The sequence below is a fragment of the Bacillus sp. ISL-7 genome, from assembly GCF_018613065.1.
The window spans coordinates 1-19,400 of record NZ_JAGGQW010000067.1 but is presented as its reverse complement, the minus strand read 5'-3'; the positions used below and the strand labels follow the sequence as shown (position 1 = coordinate 19,400).

19 protein-coding genes and 1 pseudogene are annotated in these 19,400 nt (G+C 35.8%); 16 read left to right on the top strand and 4 right to left on the bottom strand.

Annotation, left to right across the window (positions count from 1 at the left end):
* The first annotated feature begins 381 nt into the window (after positions 1-381).
* Entirely contained in the window at positions 382-1,305 is a 924-nt protein-coding gene (gene tagU / locus J7E66_RS25820; RefSeq protein WP_215005293.1) for a polyisoprenyl-teichoic acid--peptidoglycan teichoic acid transferase TagU, read from the top strand.
* A gap of 226 nt (positions 1,306-1,531) precedes the next feature.
* On the opposite strand, the gene J7E66_RS25815 is transcribed toward tagU, so the two are convergent.
* A complete protein-coding gene (locus J7E66_RS25815) occupies positions 1,532-1,777 on the bottom strand; it encodes a hypothetical protein (protein WP_215005290.1) in 246 nt (81 codons plus the stop codon).
* Between the two features lie 129 nt (positions 1,778-1,906).
* Positions 1,907-2,116 (bottom strand): Ig-like domain-containing protein, encoded by a 210-nt coding sequence (locus J7E66_RS25810; protein ID WP_215005287.1) that lies wholly within the window; start codon positions 2,114-2,116, stop codon positions 1,907-1,909.
* A gap of 252 nt (positions 2,117-2,368) precedes the next feature.
* Here J7E66_RS25810 and J7E66_RS25805 point away from each other — a divergent pair, with 252 nt between their 5' ends.
* Positions 2,369-2,863, top strand: coding sequence for a hypothetical protein (locus tag J7E66_RS25805; protein WP_215005284.1), 495 nt, complete (start codon positions 2,369-2,371; stop codon positions 2,861-2,863).
* A gap of 73 nt (positions 2,864-2,936) precedes the next feature.
* Here J7E66_RS25805 and J7E66_RS25800 read toward each other — a convergent pair whose 3' ends face one another.
* Positions 2,937-3,530: a hypothetical protein gene (locus tag J7E66_RS25800; RefSeq protein WP_215005281.1), complete on the bottom strand. Its 594-nt coding sequence runs from the start codon at positions 3,528-3,530 to the stop codon at positions 2,937-2,939.
* Between the two features lie 250 nt (positions 3,531-3,780).
* On the bottom strand, positions 3,781-4,584 hold the full coding sequence (locus J7E66_RS25795; RefSeq protein WP_308162589.1) for a restriction endonuclease: 804 nt from the start codon (positions 4,582-4,584) through the stop codon (positions 3,781-3,783).
* Between the two features lie 866 nt (positions 4,585-5,450).
* On the opposite strand from J7E66_RS25795, the gene J7E66_RS25790 reads away from it, so the two are divergent.
* The 14 genes and pseudogenes from J7E66_RS25790 to istB all read left to right on the top strand — a co-directional run bounded on the left by J7E66_RS25790 (position 5,451) and on the right by istB (position 19,204).
* Positions 5,451-6,278 (top strand): hypothetical protein, encoded by an 828-nt coding sequence (locus tag J7E66_RS25790; protein WP_215005278.1) that lies wholly within the window; start codon positions 5,451-5,453, stop codon positions 6,276-6,278.
* A gap of 385 nt (positions 6,279-6,663) precedes the next feature.
* Positions 6,664-7,275 carry a competence protein ComK gene (locus J7E66_RS25785; RefSeq protein ID WP_215005275.1) on the top strand — a complete coding sequence of 204 codons (612 nt, stop codon included), beginning with the start codon at positions 6,664-6,666 and terminating at the stop codon, positions 7,273-7,275.
* A 41-nt stretch (positions 7,276-7,316) separates the two neighbouring features.
* Positions 7,317-7,580 carry a helix-turn-helix domain-containing protein gene (locus tag J7E66_RS25780; RefSeq protein ID WP_215005272.1) on the top strand — a complete coding sequence of 88 codons (264 nt, stop codon included), beginning with the start codon at positions 7,317-7,319 and terminating at the stop codon, positions 7,578-7,580.
* 207 nt (positions 7,581-7,787) lie between these two features.
* Positions 7,788-8,051, top strand: a complete 264-nt coding sequence (locus J7E66_RS25775) for a helix-turn-helix domain-containing protein (protein ID WP_251033141.1) — start codon at positions 7,788-7,790, stop codon at positions 8,049-8,051.
* 157 nt (positions 8,052-8,208) lie between these two features.
* Entirely contained in the window at positions 8,209-8,448 is a 240-nt protein-coding gene (locus J7E66_RS25770; RefSeq protein ID WP_215005269.1) for a hypothetical protein, read from the top strand.
* A 302-nt stretch (positions 8,449-8,750) separates the two neighbouring features.
* Positions 8,751-10,370 (top strand): right-handed parallel beta-helix repeat-containing protein, encoded by a 1,620-nt coding sequence (locus J7E66_RS25765; protein ID WP_215005266.1) that lies wholly within the window; start codon positions 8,751-8,753, stop codon positions 10,368-10,370.
* Between the two features lie 347 nt (positions 10,371-10,717).
* Entirely contained in the window at positions 10,718-11,041 is a 324-nt protein-coding gene (locus J7E66_RS25760) for a serine O-acetyltransferase (RefSeq protein ID WP_215005263.1), read from the top strand.
* Positions 11,042-11,690: 649 nt separating this feature from the next.
* Positions 11,691-12,934: pseudogene (istA, locus tag J7E66_RS32680) on the top strand (IS21 family transposase).
* Complete coding sequence (locus J7E66_RS25750) at positions 12,931-13,314, top strand: ATP-binding protein (protein ID WP_215005260.1); 384 nt, start codon at positions 12,931-12,933, stop codon at positions 13,312-13,314. The pseudogene istA (J7E66_RS32680) and the gene J7E66_RS25750 overlap by 4 nt, the downstream one beginning before the upstream one ends.
* Positions 13,315-13,390: 76 nt before the next feature.
* Positions 13,391-14,638, top strand: a complete 1,248-nt coding sequence (locus J7E66_RS25745; protein ID WP_215005257.1) for a site-specific integrase — start codon at positions 13,391-13,393, stop codon at positions 14,636-14,638.
* Positions 14,625-15,608: a tyrosine-type recombinase/integrase gene (locus J7E66_RS25740; protein WP_215005253.1), complete on the top strand. Its 984-nt coding sequence runs from the start codon at positions 14,625-14,627 to the stop codon at positions 15,606-15,608. Before J7E66_RS25745 ends, J7E66_RS25740 begins: the two co-directional genes overlap by 14 nt.
* Positions 15,595-16,617, top strand: a complete 1,023-nt coding sequence (locus tag J7E66_RS25735) for a site-specific integrase (protein ID WP_215005250.1) — start codon at positions 15,595-15,597, stop codon at positions 16,615-16,617. Before J7E66_RS25740 ends, J7E66_RS25735 begins: the two co-directional genes overlap by 14 nt.
* Positions 16,618-16,982: 365 nt before the next feature.
* Positions 16,983-18,485: an IS21 family transposase gene (gene istA, locus J7E66_RS25730; RefSeq protein ID WP_215005247.1), complete on the top strand. Its 1,503-nt coding sequence runs from the start codon at positions 16,983-16,985 to the stop codon at positions 18,483-18,485.
* Positions 18,485-19,204 (top strand): IS21-like element helper ATPase IstB, encoded by a 720-nt coding sequence (istB, locus tag J7E66_RS25725; RefSeq protein ID WP_214713520.1) that lies wholly within the window; start codon positions 18,485-18,487, stop codon positions 19,202-19,204. The genes istA (J7E66_RS25730) and istB overlap by 1 nt, the downstream gene beginning before the upstream one ends.
* Positions 19,205-19,400 lie beyond the last annotated feature (196 nt).

Genomic DNA, 19,400 nt, shown 5'->3' with positions numbered 1-19,400 from the left:
AAATTACCAAATAATAATTAAAAGCCTATAACAAACAAATTAAGAATATGTTTTAAAATGATGAATGTTTTATTACGATGATTATCGATCAGCATTTTTCAAGTCACTAGTTCGAATGGTCTGTCCGTTATAAGTGGCAGCCATTTTTAAACTTGTGAAAGGTTTAGGTTATCGACGAGCCAATTGGAACACCCGATGTATTGTTAGCAGGATTATAAGGAAATTAGACTTCTTAGTTTTACAGACTAAATATTTCCTTATAGGGGGTTCGAATAACTACTCTAATAAATCCCACATTTTTTATCTATCTATTTTCCTATTTTTTTGCTATTCTATTGTTTAGATGTAAGAAATTTGCATATTATTTGGAGGATTTGTCGAATGAAATCAAATAAAAAGAAAAGAAAATGGCCAAAAATAGTTGGAATGATCCTTTTAATCCTACTGATTGCTGGTGGGGCATATGGCTTTACTGTCTATAAATCTTTCAAAGGTGCTGTTGAGACCATGCATCAGCCCATCGAGCGACAACAATCTGAAAAACGCCAAGGCCCAGTAACATTCAACGAAAAAGATCCGTTTTCAGTACTACTGCTAGGAGTTGACAAGCGAAAAGGCGACAGTGGCCGCTCTGACTCATTAATTGTGTTGACTGTTAACCCTAATAATAATTCTGTAAAAATGCTCAGCATTCCTCGTGATACCCGCACTGAAATAATCGGAAAAGGGAAAGAGGATAAAATTAACCATGCCTATGCTTTTGGCGGCGTTCCAATGGCTATGGATACTGTCGAAAACTTCCTTGATATTCCAATTGATTATTATATTCAGATTAATATGGAAGGGTTTAAGGACATTGTTGATGCAGTTGGCGGAATTTCGGTCAATAATGATCTCGACTTCACTTATGATGGAGTTCATTTTACCACAGGTAATTTGAAGCTAAACGGAGAAAAGGCTCTAAGCTACTCTAGAATGAGATATGAGGATCCTAGAGGCGATTTTGGTCGTCAAACAAGACAACGACAAATCATCCAAGCTGTCATAAATGAAGGAGCAAGTGTTTCAACCTTAACCAACTTCTCTGATATCTTTACTGCATTAGGGAAAAATGTAAAAACCAATCTTACCTTTGACCAAATGGTAGATATTCAAAAGAATTATAAAGAGGCTGGAAAAAGTATTCAGCAAATGGAGATCAAAGAACAAGGAACAAAAATCAATAAAATTTATTATGGATTAGTTTCACTAGCTGAAAAGCAAAGGGTCCAAAACGAATTGAAGGCACAATTAGAATTAAATTAATCTATGAAAAAAGCTGATTGGATTATCAACCCAATCAGCTTTTTTCGCATATTTCTTTATCCCATCATTTTCAACAGCATTCTCATATCGGGCATCTCCACAGGGACGATTCGACGGTTCTCATGGTTTTTGATGTGGTTATTGCCCCGACCACCTGAACCGTCCCCACGGTCTTTCTTTCTTTTTATTACTAAAGATTCCTTGCTGCTTAACTGGTAGATTATTATTATCTTAAACCATATTGTGATTTAAGAGTTAATTGATCATTATCAAAATAAAAATCAGCATATCGAATGTCGTATGTTGTTTCTGTCATCTTCTCATAATTCCATTCATAATACTTGGAAGTCCAACCGCTATATTCACTTGAAAAAGTCAGTTTGAGGTTTTGACCAGTGAGTGATAACACTTGATTGTAAGTCATGCCATTTTTCACTTGATTGTATTCAGCTAGAGTAATTCCGTTATTCACAGGTGTCCAAAATCCTTTTTATAAGAAGAAGGGGTTTCTAATAATTTAAGTAGCCCTTTTCATTTGTCCTCTATGGAAAGTCCCCTACTTGGAAAAAGAAGCAGGAGAACCTTCCCCCTGCTTCCACTACTATTTAACAGTTCCACCAAAGGAAACTTTTTTGACTCCATCTTTTGTAGTCACAGTAATGACTGCTGACCCCGCTTTAATAGCTTTGACATTTCCTTTCGAGTCAACAGTAGCCACTTTTGTGTTGTTGCTGCTCCAAGTAATTAGTTTATTTGTTGCATTTGTTGGACTTATCACACCCTCAAAAGAAGCTGTCCCATTCTCTACCATACTAATTCCTCTTTTTGGAATTATATGATAGGGGAAAATGGAACTTTTTTCTACGAATTATAGCAAAAAGATAGGAATATATTCATAAAATTCCCGACCATTCAATAAAATTACAGTTCGAAAGCCTTAGACAAAAAGGGAGCAACTATTTTCTCAAAATTAATTTTCCGCTATCCCTTATATCGACACTGTTTTTAATTTATCTCATTTATATTTTAACTGTAGGATATATATAAAGAGGGGGAATTACGATTGAAGTTACAAAGAGTTTTTAAACTATTCTTTCCTATATTAATTTTTACTTTGTTATTACTGCCCTCACCCAGTTCAAAAGCAAATGCAAAAGTAATTCAACCCACAACGGATAAAGCAGCCACCTATATTACTTCTTTCCAACAAGTTCATGGTAAATGGGTGGCGAAATTTGATTATATACAGTGGTATTTCGGAAAAGCCGCTGATAGAGAATTTTTAAAGGATTGTAAATGCAGTAAAGAAATGGATCATGCGCCAGATGGATACTGGATTAGGAACGTTAATCCCAAGATACGTACCTTTACCATTTCAAAAAGTGCCCAATATGTCTTACAGACACGAAGTTTATACGGAATCAAATGGAACGAAAAAGTAACGAGAAGTCAGTTTATCACCTTTTTAAAACAGAGAGATAAGCACCATCAAATTCCGTTTCATATAGAAATAAAAAATGGTATTGTAACTAAAATTACAGAACAATATATCCCTTAAATAATCCTTATAATAGAGAAACTCAAACCAATCGTAATGGTTTGAGTTTTTCTATTTTACATAAAATTATTGTTTAAGGTAATTTACGAGCAACATTGTAATCATGCCCATATCCCCAATATTGATAAATAATTGGTTTTTCGGATGTGTAAGGGAAGTTTTTCCACAACGAATAAGATGTGGTTAGTTTTTCTTTCTTCGGAACCCCTGCTGATGAATATGGATACGATGCAAGCCAATAGTAACCAGGAATTAACGGCTTAAAATTCCCCATCACCAATCCCCAATCCCCCGCAGATGAATAAGTGCCAGGTTTAATCCCTTTACCATATTTATTAATATAATCTACAAATCCCTTATAAATGGATTGATTATTTTTGTAAGCCCCTTTATCCAGACTACCGCCACCATTTTCAGCATCTATAAAAAGGACAGGTCTTAACTTGCTCTTGTAAACATTCTTCATATCCTGATAAGCTTTCAAAGCAAGTTTTGCTTGTGCTGCACCCCAGTTATAAGTACTATATCCATAATAATTCTTGCTCATTCCTGAAAGAAACCAATAACCATAGATTACTTTAGCGTTTAATGCACCATTACGGTTAAAATATGCATTGTAGGCATCGTCTCCACCGGTCTTAGGATTAAAGTGTTCACGTAAGGCCAAACCTAATTGGCCAAGGTAAAAATAGCAAGTCTTGTAGAACCATCGTATTAATTCCTAACATTACAAAGGCGACTACTACAATCATTAATAGTTTCTTCATCGATAACTCCTTTCTACTCTTTTAACCTACTGAACTCCACAGGGACGGTTCTCATGCGAGATAGATGACTCTTCGTTTCCTCATTTACATCCCCACGCTACCACATCGTCTATCAAACCCTCGGCATTTTTTAGGTAAGACTTATTAAATTTATAAATTCTTCGTATTTCGGCACTTTGGAAAACTACTGCACCCTAGAAATTCCCCTCTTTTCCCTTTCTTTAAGACCATAGGGCTGCCACATTTACTACATGTTTCATTAGAACTGCTAGAGTCAGAAAGTATCCTTTTTGACGGAACTGGCTTTGTACTTCCTGGATTTAATATCAGTATATAATCAATTAGCTCATCTCTATCCACCAGCAACACTTGGCCTTTACTTGCTAGTTCTCTTGCTGCTTTTGTAAAATAACTATTTGAAACGACCCAAGCTTCCTCTGCCTGATAATACGATTTTGCTCCCATTACCTCTTGAACTGCTTTTATACCTACATCCTTTGCATACCGCTTTGCTTGAACAACAATCTTTTTTCCATCCTTCTTAAGCAATAGATCTGCACCATAATCACCACTGGCACTTGTTACCTCTGCAGCATATCCTCTGGATAAATAAAGTTCCTTTAGATAATGCTCGAACTGAATGCCGTCCATCCTATCAATATCCTCAATTCCAGAATTCCTTAACCGCTCTTTTTCCCTTTTAACTTTAAATACAACGACAACAATGATAAATATCACGACCACTCCTACAATCATCAGTGTTGGATAAAGTTTTTGGGTAAAGTAATAGGAAACTCCAGCAACCAATAAAAGGAATATGTATAAACCATTTTCTAAATCTCTCTGTTGTTTCTTTGTTCTCTTCTTACTCAATGAAATCCCCCCAATTCTAGCAAATACATCAATCATGATCATTTTCATTTCATTTAACACTTTTATTCTACCATTTTCCACCAATCAGCACCTGCCAACTTCGACAAAAGACGATCGAATTCTTCCTAATTAAACGTTTGATTGAAAGTGCCACAAACCCTTTGTAAAAAAGAACTTTAGCCTCGATTCAAGAGAATTTCTTGTCGAGGAAAAGCTCTGCTTACTTCTCAAATACTACAAATCTAGCCAATAAAAATGGCTTTCTACAATCATCGACGGGTTCTTCCAACTTGGCATGTTAATCAAACGATTGTGTAAAAATGGGATAAATCCCGTTGTTTAAAGCTTTCCCACTGGATTCGGGTAAAATAATTGTCGGTGATCGACTAGATTTTAATAGATTATTCCTCCAGATTAGCAATAATGATCATTTTCGTCTAAATACTGCATTCTTTGGCAAATACCTTGTTTTTCTCCTTTTACACAAACGATTGGTTAAAACTCGCCTCATCACCCACCATGACTGGACTTATCGCTTCAAATACCTGAAAAGAATGTCGATCACTGTCTCCAACAAAGCCTTTTTGAAAAAGGGAACCCAAATGGGCAACTGAATTAGGATTTCCCCCCATTTAAATAGGTGGGTTTTACTAAGTGTCCTCTAGAAAACTTAGTTAACAGAATAAATATAGAAGGTTATCAAAATCAGGTATTAACACCCCTTTCGGGGTTACAGATGCAAATGATATGAAAACTAGCTGAAATTGCAAAAATTGGCTTCAAAAGTCACTTTTGACCCCCTTTTTGATGCATTTCGTTACAAAAACGGCGCCAAAAGTGATTTTTAGTCGTTCGATTTACGTAGCCAAACCCGATATTGTTGAGGTGCTAGAATCGTTAACTTGACGATTGGAAAGACAATTCAATGCGGTGGAAGGGTGTATGAAATGGTAGGTTTAAAATCCGGTAATATCGAAGGATTCGAGCAGTTTTCACAATTTAGTTCGCTACAGGAATTGAATACCCATATCGAGATGTGGTTAGCGGTACACAAACAAAACTTTTCAAAAGGAGCACTGGTTGGACTGAAGCGGCTGGTTCGTTTTTCTGCCAAAATACCTGGCGTTTGCAATGCGAAAATAGGGACCATTTTAAAAGCGATTCATGCTGAATACAGCGATCATGGCATCTCACGCTCTACCTTTAAACGAATGATTCAAAAAGCAAAGGATTTGGGAATCCTAACGGTTTATGAAACAGAAAGGAAAAATGGTTCGCAGTCTAGTAACTTGTATTCGTTTAATCGCTTTCCTTCAAATGAACTACCCAAAAAGGAAACCTTGAACCACCCTAAAGAAACTAATAATCTTTTAAAAACTGAAAAAGATCAAAAGATAAAAGAACGTAAAGAAGAACCCTTCGAATTAGATCATACCTATGTGAGTGACCGAATTCCACAGCCTTTTGTTCAGCTGGTCAAATGCTACTTTCCTGAAGCAAAGATCATCGAAGAGTATTGGAAAATCGTGAAAATTACTGCCTATCAACACCATTGGGAAAATGATCCCGAACTAATCTTAGATGTCGCCATCCAATCCTTTAAGCAGCTCATTAGGAAGCTGAAGTTCAACAGCAACATCAAAAATCCATTCGGCTATTTTTATGGAATCTTAGACAATAAGTTTTTCATACTTTATCATGAAGCACTCGAAGAGAAGTTTGATGTGAATGATGAGAAAATTGTATTTTGTCTGGATTCCAATCTAAATCATTAACAGTTTAGTGATAACGGTTTTGGTGTAGAGATCATGTTTTTGGGTTTCACTATACTACTTCCACCCCGTAGGATTAGTCACATTTCTGGCCGCGATAGGCATTTAATTCTGTCACTGGATTGTCACGAAATAACACGAATTATGGCGAATCCACATACTTTAGTCCGTAGTAATATAGTCCCGATTACGATATGATTAATATCGAGAGGCAATGATTAACATATTTCAAAATAATCTCGACTGAGCAAATAGGTTAAACAATGATACCTGCTAAGTGAGAAATCTACCCGCAAGCTGCCAAAGTAGTCAGAGACGATCCATACATATAAATGAACGCACAACCCTCCTTTCCAACGGGCAGTACATAACAGTTATAGTAGTAGGTATGCCTTTTTTCATATCAAATGATTTAAAGGAGAGGAAGACCATTATTATTCAAAAAAGCTATTTTATTGAAAAGAAAATGATCTTACTGATGGGAGAATATGATTGTTATGGCAAGCTGTGTGCACGAGTCATGGCAGGAGGTTCGTCTTTTCTGGTTGATCGAACACCGCTACAACTATTAGACGATACCTTAAATTACATAGGATACGATTTAAGAGGGGCGATGGCCAGCGCAAAACTCATCCTTGGTGAACGGGCGAGGTGCCCAATCATCGTCAACCCTTACTTGCGTATTTGCCTGTTTCCAAACAAATCACCTCATAAGGGAGATTGTATTTGGTTTAGCCCTGAACATATTGTGAGAACAAAAGCGATGGGAAACAAGACTAAGGTCGAATTAAGTAACGGTCATTCCATTATCGTTGATTCAAAATTAACATTCTTTAATAATAGGATTCACATAGCCAATCAATTAATGCAGATATCTATGAAAAGAGGAAACCATCCAGGTCCGCTCACTTTTTACCTCGAACCCCAAAAAGGACATCAGTTAACAAAGGAGAACACAGGAAAATACAATTTTAGTAACCTAGAAGATGACCATAAATAATTGATCAGACCTGGACTATATCATTGAAAAGGGGTAATTCTTTGGATAATTCAATTTCTCACTTCGGATCCGTATTAAAAAAATTAAGGAATGCGCAGCAGCTTTCCCAAGAAGCGTTGGCCTACCGCTGCATTCGACATCCATCCTATATCAGTTTAATGGAAAGAAATATTAAAAAACCTAGCCTGGACACAATCATGGCTCTTGCTATCGGTCTAGAAATGAAAGCTTCTGAAATGTTAATGGAAGTAGAACAACATACCGAGAACAAGTGGTCGAAGGATGATTCTGATAATCAAGACTGAGACTTATTATTAAAATAAAAGCCAAGCATTCCAAATACCTGATTGGAAGATCAAGACTTCTAGTACCCTTTTTATGTGTCTATTTTAGTAAAGCTGTTAAACTGTACAAATATAAATTATTTTTTCCATTCGATGTGTTTTGTAGGCTATAGCCCGTGGAGCAATCCAGTGTCAAGTTATGTAATGGTCTTAAAAAGGAGAATTTCCTTGAAAAAAGAAAAGGCCCTTTACATAGGTGAAGCACTAAAACCGTTGCGGCTTGCTGCAGGTTTGTCTCAAGAGGAATTAGCCCATCGCTGCAAATTAGATCGCTCGTATATTAGCGACCTTGAAAGAAACCAAAAAAGTCCATCCTTTGCAACCATCATTATGCTCGCAATAGGATTGGGGATGAAGGCTGAAAACCTCGTTGGTGAAATGGGTAAAACGATTGATTTTGTCCGTTTCTTCGAAGATGAGCCTGAAAAATAAGAAAGGATCTATCTCATTTAGCTAATAACTTAGAAAAGTAAGAGTTAAATCTGATCTTACTTTTCCTATTTTTAGGAGTATACTATTATATGAAAACCAATTTTTTAAATATATGAAGCTATGAATCCCTTTACTTTCTAGACAGGAGGTTATTTGAATGAGGATTGTATCAGAAATATACGGTGAAGAACTAGAGATTAGAAAAATGTACATAGACAATAGTTTCACGATTATTGTCGAGATATTTACGGTGCCTGAAGGTTATAAAAGCTTCGCTAGAAATTCCTATCTTCACCACTATGATTTATCAGAATCTGGATCTCATGAAAATAAAGAAGAGAGTGTGAATCTAGCCGTCCAAGATTTACGTGAATTGATGGCTGCATTCCCGGAATAATACATAAAACAATTAAACCATGCTGGAAAAACAGCATGGTTTTTTATAATTGAACAGTCTAGAACGTTTTTCACTCCATTCTATCATTTCCTAAAACTAAAAAAACTATCAATCTTCGACAAAATTCGAGGCGTGACAGTCACGGGGATTAAATTTTCTTTAGGACAGCCCAACAAGTTTTACATTGTTATGTAACGCAAATGATACCTGCAGGAATTGAGATTGTTGCGATTTATAGATAGGTAGTATCTTGGCTTTTCTGGAAGCTAGTTTTGAAGTATAGTTAATGAGAGGTGATCATTTTGATTCGAAGGAACTTCTTAGTAAACCTATTACTTTGGATTCTAGCATTCTTTTTTGGCTATACGATCAAAAGGGAAGGTGAGAAATTGAATTTACTTAAAACAAATGAAAGGATGGTTCTAGATAAAGACGGGAGTAACATTTCAGAAAAAATAGATATTTTTTCGACACAGATGGCGGATAAGGCGAACCAACTAAATAGTATGTCTTACAATGTTATGTATCCTCCTGCTCCTTTAGTTGGAGCGAAAGGAAACGCTAATTACTATAAAACAGCAGACGGAAAGTATTATCAAGATAGTGGATTTACGCTATTGGCTGATGATGATACCACTGCTATTCAAAATATTATTAATGCTGCTCAAAAAAGTATAGGGATTGTTTATTTTCCTGCTGCTAACTATTGGACCTCTGGAACATTGAATATTACTACTTCCATTTTCGTGTATGCCCATTTCAAAAAAGGAAATACAGGTCTTGGTTATGGAAAAGGCGCAACCATCCGTTATTCGGGAACAGGAGATGCCATAAAAGTTCAACATACCGATCCGACAAGATGGATTTACGCTATGAAAATTCAAGGGTTGCGTTTAACTTCAGATGGTTCCGTAGCACAAAATGGTATTAGAATTAATAACCTAAGTGAACTAGATATACTTGATTGCCATTTTAACGGAGGATTTCAAAACGCAGGATTGAAAATCAAAGGGTTATCTATTTCGACGATAAGGAACAACAACTTTACAGGAAATACCTACGGAATAGAATTAATTAACTCCACTAACTCAACGAGTGATATTAACATTGAAAATAATAATTTGTGGGATAATCCGACAGCTCATATTAAAACAAATACGCTTGATGCTGTGAATATTTTAAACAATCATCTTGAATATTCAAATACAGCTATCTTAGTTGTGAATGATAATGATGTAACAGGAAACGGAAATATAGTATTATCGGGTGTCATTGAAAACAACAATTTTTTATGTTCTAATACAACCAAATATCCGAATCCTAGAGCATTAGTGTTTAAAAGTACCGTCGCAGGTAATCTTTTATACATTAATCAATTTATATTTAAAAAGAATAAAGTTTATATGAAAGGGGCTAACTACCTGATTGAGTTTTTGAAAAATGGAAACACAAATGGGAGCTCTACTTGTCGAAGAATTTCGATCGAGGATAATCTGTTAATGGGTGCTTCGACTGCTGCAATCAATTCCGACTCCACTCTCTTTAAATTTAAATTGGGCAACAATGAAGTTCAAACTGGATTTTTAAATGACGTGGCAGGAACAGAAATTACAGGAACCTATAAAGCTGTAGGAATTGATAGTTTTTATGACTATAACAAAGTAAACGGTACTCTCCGTTTGGGAACGACTCAACCTGCTGTACCAACATTGGGAGATTTACGTGTTCAATCTAATACAGGCTCTCTCCGATTCTTTGATGGCACCGCTGAAAGAATTATAGTTAGTATCTTAACGGGTACAGCAGCACCGACTACGACTCCTTCATTTGTTGGTCAAGTTTTTATTGATACTACAAACAAAATCGCTTATATGGCAGTTGGCACATCTTCCAGCACTGATTGGAAGCAAATTAATAATTAACGACACAATTTTACATTTTATTACAAATTTCCCCGAAATCCATTATACTAAAATAAAATTATAATGGTAAAAGGAGAAGGACAATAACAATGATAGTCGCAAAGACGAAAAAGTTGATTCTTTCGGATTTATATAGATATCACGGAAGAATAAATGCAAAAATTTTCATTAAAAGCTTTATATTTGAACCAGGTTTTAAATATAGCTTTTGGGCAAGGGTAGCACGTTCGGTTCATACCAAAGGTAAGTTTTATAAACCAATGCTTCTTATCATTTGACTACTATTACGTAAATACGGCTTTAAATACGGTATAGACCTTCCTTATAATACAAAAATAGGTAAAGGTTTGTATATTGGTCACTTTGGCGGTATAACGGTTAATGAGAGATCAGTAATTGGAGATAATTTAAATCTCAGCCAGGGAGTAACAATAGGAAGAGCAAGCCGTGGAGTAAATGAAGGGTATCCTACTATAGGAAACAACGTATGCATTGGACCTGGCGCTAAGATTGTAGGTGCTGTAAAAATTGGAAACAACGTAGCTATTGGGGCAAACTGCGTAGTAACAAAAGATGTTCCTGATAATGGAGTTGTAGTAGGAGTACCAGGAAAAGTAATCTCGAATAAAGGGTCATACGGATATGTAAATAAAATAGATTATCCTTACTGAACAATCGGAACAAAAGAGTAGCATAAATGATTTTATGCTACTCTTTTTATTACGTTTATTCATCAGATAAATTATCTAATAGAGCAGCAAATAGTTCATCATCTAATGAATCATCATATTCGGATAATATTTCTTCTTTAAAGTCTTCATAATCATCTGAACCAGATGATTGAAAACTTGCTCCTGCTTCAATATCACCAAGGGGAGTACTAAATGAAATGTATTAGGATTCTAAATCCATTTTAAATAACCTCTTTTTTTGGAAACATTATTTCCTAAAGGGAAATTTTTATTCACATTTGGAGAAAAAAGCGTCGTACTGAGAAGTCCCACTATCGCTAATCTTAATTTTGCATTAATCATGGCTTTTAAAATACCCAATATCAACGGTTTATAATTCCCCAATAATAACAGATAATAAGGTTCTACTGGTTTTATCCTGACAACTGTGAACTTTATGCTCTATCATATAGAATTATTAAATCACACCAGTTTACTTGTAAATGGTAAGGTATTCATAGATAGCAATGATCATAGGTTTAGAGTGAACGGTGGTGAAAACGAATTCTATTTGTAATGGATGGAAATTCTTAAGGTACGAAAGACCATGGGGTGTCTCATCACTAGTAGAGTTGGAGTGTTTGAGACAGTGCTGAAGAAAGGGGAATTTTTTTTGATTAAAGAATTACACCAAAAAAAGGATGGACAAAAACCGCTATAGCTATGAAAAAAACAGGGTTTGATCGAAAGACGGTTAGTAAATACATAGACAGTGATCAAGCTCCACAATCATCAAAGCGAAAAACTACGAAAAGTAAGCTAGATCCATTTAACCCTTATCTTATTAAGCGAATTCAAGAAGGTACGACGAACTGTATTGTACTTTTTGAGGAAATTCAAGCGATGGGATATGAGGGCAAAACCACCATACTTAGAGAGTTTGTACAGCCCTATCGGGCTCAGCCAAAGAAGCAGGCAACTGTTAGAATTGAGACACCTCCAGGAAAGCAAGCTCAGTTGGATTGGGCAGATGTAGGTATGTTTGAAGTAGATGGTAAACTGCAAAAAGTGTATGCATTCATTATGGTATTGAGTTATTCAAGAATGAAATATGTAGAGTTCACCACGGACACGAAATTAGAAACACTTATGAAGTGTCACATGAATGCCTTTGCGTATTTTAATGGGCTTCCTGAACAGATTCTGTATGACAATATGAAAACGGTGGTAACGGAAACACAGTCCTGTTGAGATTCGATATAATCGTACATTTGAAGATTTTCTTGCCTACTATGGTATTGTCCCAAAAGCATGTATGCCAAATCGGCCACAAACCAAAGGGAAAGTGGAGAGAACAGTTCAGTACGTTCAAAGGCGACATGAGGCCACGTTATACGCTTTAAACGAAGACATTCGTAAATGGCTCGATGGGGTAGCCAATCAGAAGGAAAATCAAACAACCAACGAACCACCTGTTCATCGGTTACGCCACGAACAGAGGTTTCTCCAAGCGTGGGGAGTAAAGGCTCTCTTCCCTACCAGCCACTGGGAAATACGTAAAGTAAGCCGGGATTGTTTCATCTCATATTTAGGGAAAAAGTATTCCGTGCCTTTTCGCTATGCTGGCCAGAACTTAAAAGTTAAATTGACATTCGATTACCAGATTGAAATATATGATGAACAAGAATGTATTGCTCAGCACTCTATTTTAAAGGGAAAAACCAATGTGCATGTTAAGTAGAGCATTACGAAGGATTGCATAAAAAAGAAAAAGAGCATGAACAGAAGAATCACAACGGTTTGGGGACCCACGATTCTTATGCTCCTGCACCTATCGTCGAAAGGCGATCTCTCGCCTCTTATGCAGCCTTGGAAGAAGGTGATTCAGTATGAAAAACCAACTTGAAGAGAAATTAAGAAACCTTGGTTGGGATCAAACAGCCCACCAATTAGATGATCTCTTAGAGAACGCTTCTAACTATAATGTATCATATTTTGATTTATTACACACGGTTGTGTTGCTAGAATCTGAATACAGAGATGCGAATCTATTATCTAAAAGGATAAAAAATGCGAAACTTCCATATACCAAAACTATCCATGATTTTGATTATTCCTTTCAGCCCAGTGTGAGTGAGCAAGGGGTAAAAGAAATCTTGCCTTGCAGGTATATTGCGAACGGGGAAAATAGGATTCTACTTGGTCCACCGGGTGTGGGGAATTATAGAAACATATTGTTTATGGAAAGAAATAAGTTTATATCCCTTATTTAGGGGTGATGTACGTTTATTTCTTTCCATAATACACCACAATAGATGTTGTTTAAAAAATTTATCTAGGTGGTGCCTTATGAATGCAAAGCTTCCTATTGAGGAACTAGTTGCTAAAGTACTAGCAGAACTTGAAAGGCTGAATTATTCCTATAATTCTATATGTGGATATCGAGCCTTTTATAAGCGGGTTCATGCTTTCGCAATGGAAAAGAAAGAGATTTATTTCTCAGAAGAACTAGGAAAGGAATTCTTAAAAGAAAAATATGATTGCGCAATTAATTATTATGTCGAAGCAATGCCTAAATCTTTAAGAGGCCCTATTAGGAGAATTAGGGTTATTGGTGATTACCAGCTGCATGGGGTCATAATACGGAGGATATATAAAAAGCCGGGCTATGTAAAATCAAAACAATTCGAAAATGAACTTGCAGCATACGAAAAAGAATGTACTGAAAATGAGTATTCAAAAAGAGGACTTCGCACTCGTATACAAAGACTTTATTTTTTCATAGACTATCTTGATGCACGTGGAATTCAAAATGTAAATAAAATTACTGGCGATATCATATCTGATTATGTAAAAACAATTTATGCACACCATGAAAAAAGTATGGCATCAATATTGACAACGCTAAGAGTATTTTTACGTTTTCTATTTCTTAATCAATATACAGAGGAAGATTTATCATTAAAAGTTCCAAAACAAAAGAAATACTATTATCCACCCATACCGTCGGTATGGAAACAGGAAGATGTAATATCATTGCTTGAGAACATTGATAGAGGAAATCCAACTGGTAAAAGGGATTATGCCATCCTTCTTCTTGTATCACGCCTTGGAATTCGAGTAGGTGATATCAAATCTCTAAGACTTACAGATTTAGATTGGAAATCTAAAACCATAGTAATTAAACAGAGTAAAACCAAAAGAATAGTAACATATCCAATACTTAATGATATTGGTTGGGCATTGATTGATTATTTGAGAGAAGCACGTCCTGTAAGTGATTCACCTTATGTTTTTTTACGGATGAATGCACCTTATGAAGCATTTGGCAAAGATACCAACCTATATAACATTATTACTAAGCATACTAGAAAGGCAGGCATTACTATTTCGAGGGGAAAGCGCCACGGTTTACATTCTCTTAGACACACATTAGCAAGTACCCTTCTTGAACAAGGTACTCCATTACCTGTGATATCGGAAGTTCTAGGACATATCAACTCAAAATCTACAGCAGTATATTTACAAACTGGAATCGAAGGTTTAAGACAATGTGCGCTTGATCCTGAGGAGGTTTTTAAAGATGCCTCAAGATAAAGTTATATATACTAGCTGTCTCAGTGATCTATTAAATGGATTTGTAAAGGAACAGAGGGCTGTTGGTTATAAATATATCAAAGGCGCTTCCCTATTGAAACAACTGGATAATTTTCTAGAACAAGGTCATGTGACAGAGAAACGACTTACTAAAGAAATGGTGTTAACATGGACCAAAAAGAGACCGAATGAAACAGAGAGTACTAGGAATGGTAGAATTTCAATAGCAAGAGGCTTTGCAAAATACATGGTTCGTCTTGGATATGAAGCGTTTATATACCCGGCTGCGGCTGTTTCAATAACAAGATATTCTTATATCCCATATATATTTTCTGAAGAAGAAATGAGGAAAATATTTATTGCTTGTGATAACTTCCCTGTTTCTGGTGTGTCACCCAATAGAAATATTGTCTTACAGCTCCTTATACGTATGTTATATGGATGTGGTTTAAGAATCTCAGAAGCTCTTAGGTTGAAAATTGATGATGTGGATTTAGAAAGTAGAACCTTGTTTATCCGAGAGGCTAAACTTGGAAAAGAGAGATTGGTTCCAATGTCAGAAACATTGGCAAAGCAATGCCGTCAATACCAAAATGCAGTTCATAAGTATGAAACTTCTAATGTTCACTTTTTCCCATCGCCGTTTGGTGGACATTATAATGAAAGCACTATTTATAAGCTCTTCAGAGAATTACTATGGAAAGCTGGCATTCCTCATAATGGAAAAGGACCAAGGCTCCATGATTTAAGGCATACTTTTTCGGTCCATTGTTTAAAAAGGTGGGTTCTAAAGGGCGAAGACTTAACTAATCTTCTTCCCTATCTTTCTACATATTTAGGGCATACGGATTTAAGAGGAACCCAACACTATCTAAGACTCACAGCTGATCTATATCCAACAATTACTGCCTCTATAGATGAACACTTTTCCACCGTAATACCGGAGGTATATTTCCATGAAGCAGACTGATTTCGCAAAGACATTAACTCGGTATTTATCACAATATCTTCCAGGACAGAGAAATGTTAGTACAAATACTATCAAGTCATACAGGGATACGTTTAAACAATTACTTAAATTTTGTGATACCGAATTACAAAAATGCCCGGAGTCTCTAACCCTTAATATTATTAAATCTGAGACAGTGCAAAACTTCTTACTTTGGCTTGAAAAGTCAAAAGGGATAAGCATAAATACGCGTAATCAACGTTTGGCAGCCATTCATAGTTTCTATCGGTTTGTACAGATGGAAAATCCAGAAAATATCTTTGAGTGTCAGAGAATTTTAAGTATCCCATTTAAAAAACGAGAAATAAAGCCAATAGATTATCTAACTCAAGAATGTTTAAAGGTTTTATTTGAACAACCCAATACAAATACAACTAAAGGTCGGCGTGATTTAACAATTATGGTTCTTCTATACGACACGGGAGCACGAGTACAGGAATTAATCGATTTGAAAGCAGGAAATATTCGTCTAGCCCAACCAGCTACTGTTTTATTAAAGGGAAAAGGCGGTAAATCAAGATACGTTCCTATAATGGGTAAAACAAGAGATTTATTAGAAAACTATCTAAAAGAGCATTATTTGTTGGAAAATGGAAAGCAAAATCATCCACTATTTTATAATAGCACCAGACATCCTTTCACTCGTCCAGGTATAACATATATTTTGGAGAAATATTTAATAATAGCTAAGGAACTTCACCCAGAATTAATGTTTCCAAATAAACTGAACCCCCATATGATGAGACATACAAAGGCTATGCATCTATTAGAAGCAGGTGTGAATCTTATTTATATAAGAGACTTATTAGGCCATGTCAATGTAAGTACAACTGAACATTATGCAAGAACAAATTCTCAAATAAAGAGGAAAGCATTGGAATCTGCTTATATGGAGGTTGTTAAACAGGATATACCTGTGTGGGATGAAAATAAAGATTTACTTAATTGGTTACAGGAACTCTGTAGATAAAATATTATGGAAAGATTTTAAATGCATATCCTACATGTTTGTAAAATTTGATTTAGGGTCTTTCCATAAACAAAAACTTTCGATAATTACCTTTATGCAAAGCTTTACATAAAGGTAAAACTCATTTAGCAATATCCTTTGTCGTTGAGGCTCTAACTCAAGGCTATAAAGCTTTATTCTTAACAGCTGATGAAGTAGTAGCAGAATGCTGCAAGGTGTTTATGGCAGTATAAAAATGTAAGTTATGGCGGTTAATTTATGTAATACTGATTTGGGGGGACAAATAAAAAAAGTCACTTGTCAACAATCTCTCATACAATTAAACTCTCTGTTATTGGGCTAACAATTACAGGGAGGTATAAGGAGTGTTAACAGTGACTGATATAAATTATATCAAACAAGAAGTAAATATTAAAGGACGTTCTTACTCAGATGTTGCAAAACAAATGGGGAGAGATCCTAGAACAATAAAAAAGTATGCAGATAAAGAGGACTGGAACGAAAATAAGCTCAAGCAAGTAAGAAAGGGTAAAGTAATGGATCCTGTGAAGTCAATTGTGGACCAGTGGCTCCAGGAAGATTTGAAGAAAAAGAAAAAATACCGCAGAACAGCTAAAAGAATATTTGATCAATTAGTAAGTGATTATAGTTTTAAGGGGGCAGACCGCACAGTAAGAGAGTATGTATCCAAGAGAAAATTAGAATTATTAGAGGTTACATCCGATGCGGCTATCCCTTTAGAGGCTAAGCCGGGAACGGCTCAAGTGGACTTTGGGGAAGCACCATTTAAACATAATGGTGAGACAATTGATCTACCATTTCTAGCTCTATCCTTTCCAAATAGCAATGCCTTTTATTTTCAGGTCTTCCTTTCACAGAATAGAGAATGTTTTTTAGAAGGGTTAAAGCGAATCTTTCATTATATTGGTGGAGTGCCGAAGGCGATTCGATTTGATAATCTTGCCCCTGCTGTAAAGAAAGTACTACCTAATGGAGAAAGAGAACTAACAGATGAATTTCAGAATTTCGTATTTCACTATGGATTTGAACCGGAATTTTGTAACCCGGCCAGTGGCAATGAGAAAGGTCACGTTGAAGCAATGGTGAAATACATTCGGAATAACTTTCTCTTACCGGAATTATCGTTCTCAAATCTAGAAGATCTAAATAAGACCTTTTGGCTAGTTGCCGAAAAGGACCGGCAAAGAAAACATTATCAAAAAGAAAGATTCATTTCAGAATTATTCGAGGAAGATAAACAAGCGTTATTCCAGTTACCAGAAAAGGAATACCAATGTGTTCGGTATGAAGAGGTAAAGGCTGATAAATACGGTTATATTAAAGTAGACAATAGACTTTACTCTACATCCCCTCGCTTTGCCAAATGCTTATTTTTGTCCAGAATATCATTCAATAAAGTAGAGATTTTAACACAGCAGCATGAGCTCATTGTTGTACATTCTCGACTTTACGGAAAGCAAAAGAAATCAATGGAGTGGCAGCCATACCTAAATTTGATGGCGAAGAGACCAACAGCTATTAAGTATACAAGTTTTTATGAACAGATGCCTGAAGAGTGGCAAAAATACCTAGAGAATTGTACCGTTTATGAGAAACAGGAAGCACTGAGATTATTGTCTGTTTTACTAAAGGAACATGACTTTACATACGCTAACCAAGCCCTTAACAGGGCTTCTGAAAGTGGACATCCGTCAGTAGATTCAATCAAACAAGTTTTCTACCAGTTAATTAATGGCCGTGGACATAGAAAAGAAATACAAGTAAAAAGAGATATTCCCTCAATGCCACCCGCTACACGTGGTCTTGGTCACTACGATCAATTCTTTAAGAATGGTGGTGTTTCTTAATGGAATTGACCATCCAAGATTATGCAAAACGGTTGAAATTAAGTTGGATTAGACAACACTATCAGGATATTCAAGCAGCCTCGAATGAGGAATATTTATTAAGATTACTAGAACTTGAAGTACAGCAACGGGAAGAACGAAGAATCAATTTACTGTTGAGTCAAGCAGCATTGCCGAAGATACCAAGCATTCCGTTTAAGTGGGATGAAATTGAGTATAATCAGGGCTTAACCAAAAACTATCTATTAGAAGGTCAGTTTATTAAAAAACAAGAGAATTTAATCTTCTATGGTGGGGTTGGTACAGGAAAAACCTTTTTATCGACTTTAATTGGACTTAATGCCATTCAGAAAAATGGCAATCAAATAAGGTTCTATACTGTCGCAGGATTAGTAAATCGATTATTAGACGCGAATGAAAAAGGTACATTAAGTAGATTCTTTAAACAGATTGAAAAGCTAGATTTATTGATTTTGGATGAACTGGGTTACATCCCACTTCATAAACAAGGAGCAGAACTCCTTTTCCAAGTGATTAGTATGTGTTACGAAAGGAAAAGTTTAATCATTACAACAAACCTCCGGTTTGGGGAATGGAACCATGTATTTGGAGATCCGATTTTAACCGAGGCCGTTATAGATCGGCTGATCCACCACTCACACCTGGTAGTCTTCAAAGGACCAAGTAATCGTATGAAGGAATCATTATTACAGAGTTAAGTTAGAATAATCGCCAAATGGGACATTTTTTAGCTGCCAATTATTATTTGGCAGTGTCCGGTTTGGTTAATGAATTATTAATAAAAGAGGAATTGGCAAGTGACACATTTTTAATTGCCATTTACATCATTTTTTACTTGCCAAATACAGCAAGGCAGACTCTAAAGGATCCATATGTATTTGCTAATCTAAAAGT

Bases quoted from the DNA above. Each gene is read 5' to 3' on its own strand.
- J7E66_RS25810 (WP_215005287.1), bottom strand. From the start codon at position 2,116: ATGGTAGAGAATGGGACAGCTTCTTTTGAGGGTGTGATAAGTCCAACA.
- J7E66_RS25770 (WP_215005269.1), top strand. From the start codon at position 8,209: ATGAGGATTGTATCAGAAATATACGGTGAAGAACTAGAGATTAGAAAA.
- J7E66_RS25790 (WP_215005278.1), top strand. From the start codon at position 5,451: ATGGTAGGTTTAAAATCCGGTAATATCGAAGGATTCGAGCAGTTTTCA.
- J7E66_RS25745 (WP_215005257.1), top strand. From the start codon at position 13,391: ATGAATGCAAAGCTTCCTATTGAGGAACTAGTTGCTAAAGTACTAGCA.
- J7E66_RS25785 (WP_215005275.1), top strand. From the start codon at position 6,664: ATGCCTTTTTTCATATCAAATGATTTAAAGGAGAGGAAGACCATTATT.
- J7E66_RS25750 (WP_215005260.1), top strand. From the start codon at position 12,931: ATGAAAAACCAACTTGAAGAGAAATTAAGAAACCTTGGTTGGGATCAA.
- J7E66_RS25740 (WP_215005253.1), top strand. From the start codon at position 14,625: ATGCCTCAAGATAAAGTTATATATACTAGCTGTCTCAGTGATCTATTA.
- istB (WP_214713520.1), top strand. From the start codon at position 18,485: ATGGAATTGACCATCCAAGATTATGCAAAACGGTTGAAATTAAGTTGG.
- tagU (WP_215005293.1), top strand. From the start codon at position 382: ATGAAATCAAATAAAAAGAAAAGAAAATGGCCAAAAATAGTTGGAATG.
- J7E66_RS25735 (WP_215005250.1), top strand. From the start codon at position 15,595: ATGAAGCAGACTGATTTCGCAAAGACATTAACTCGGTATTTATCACAA.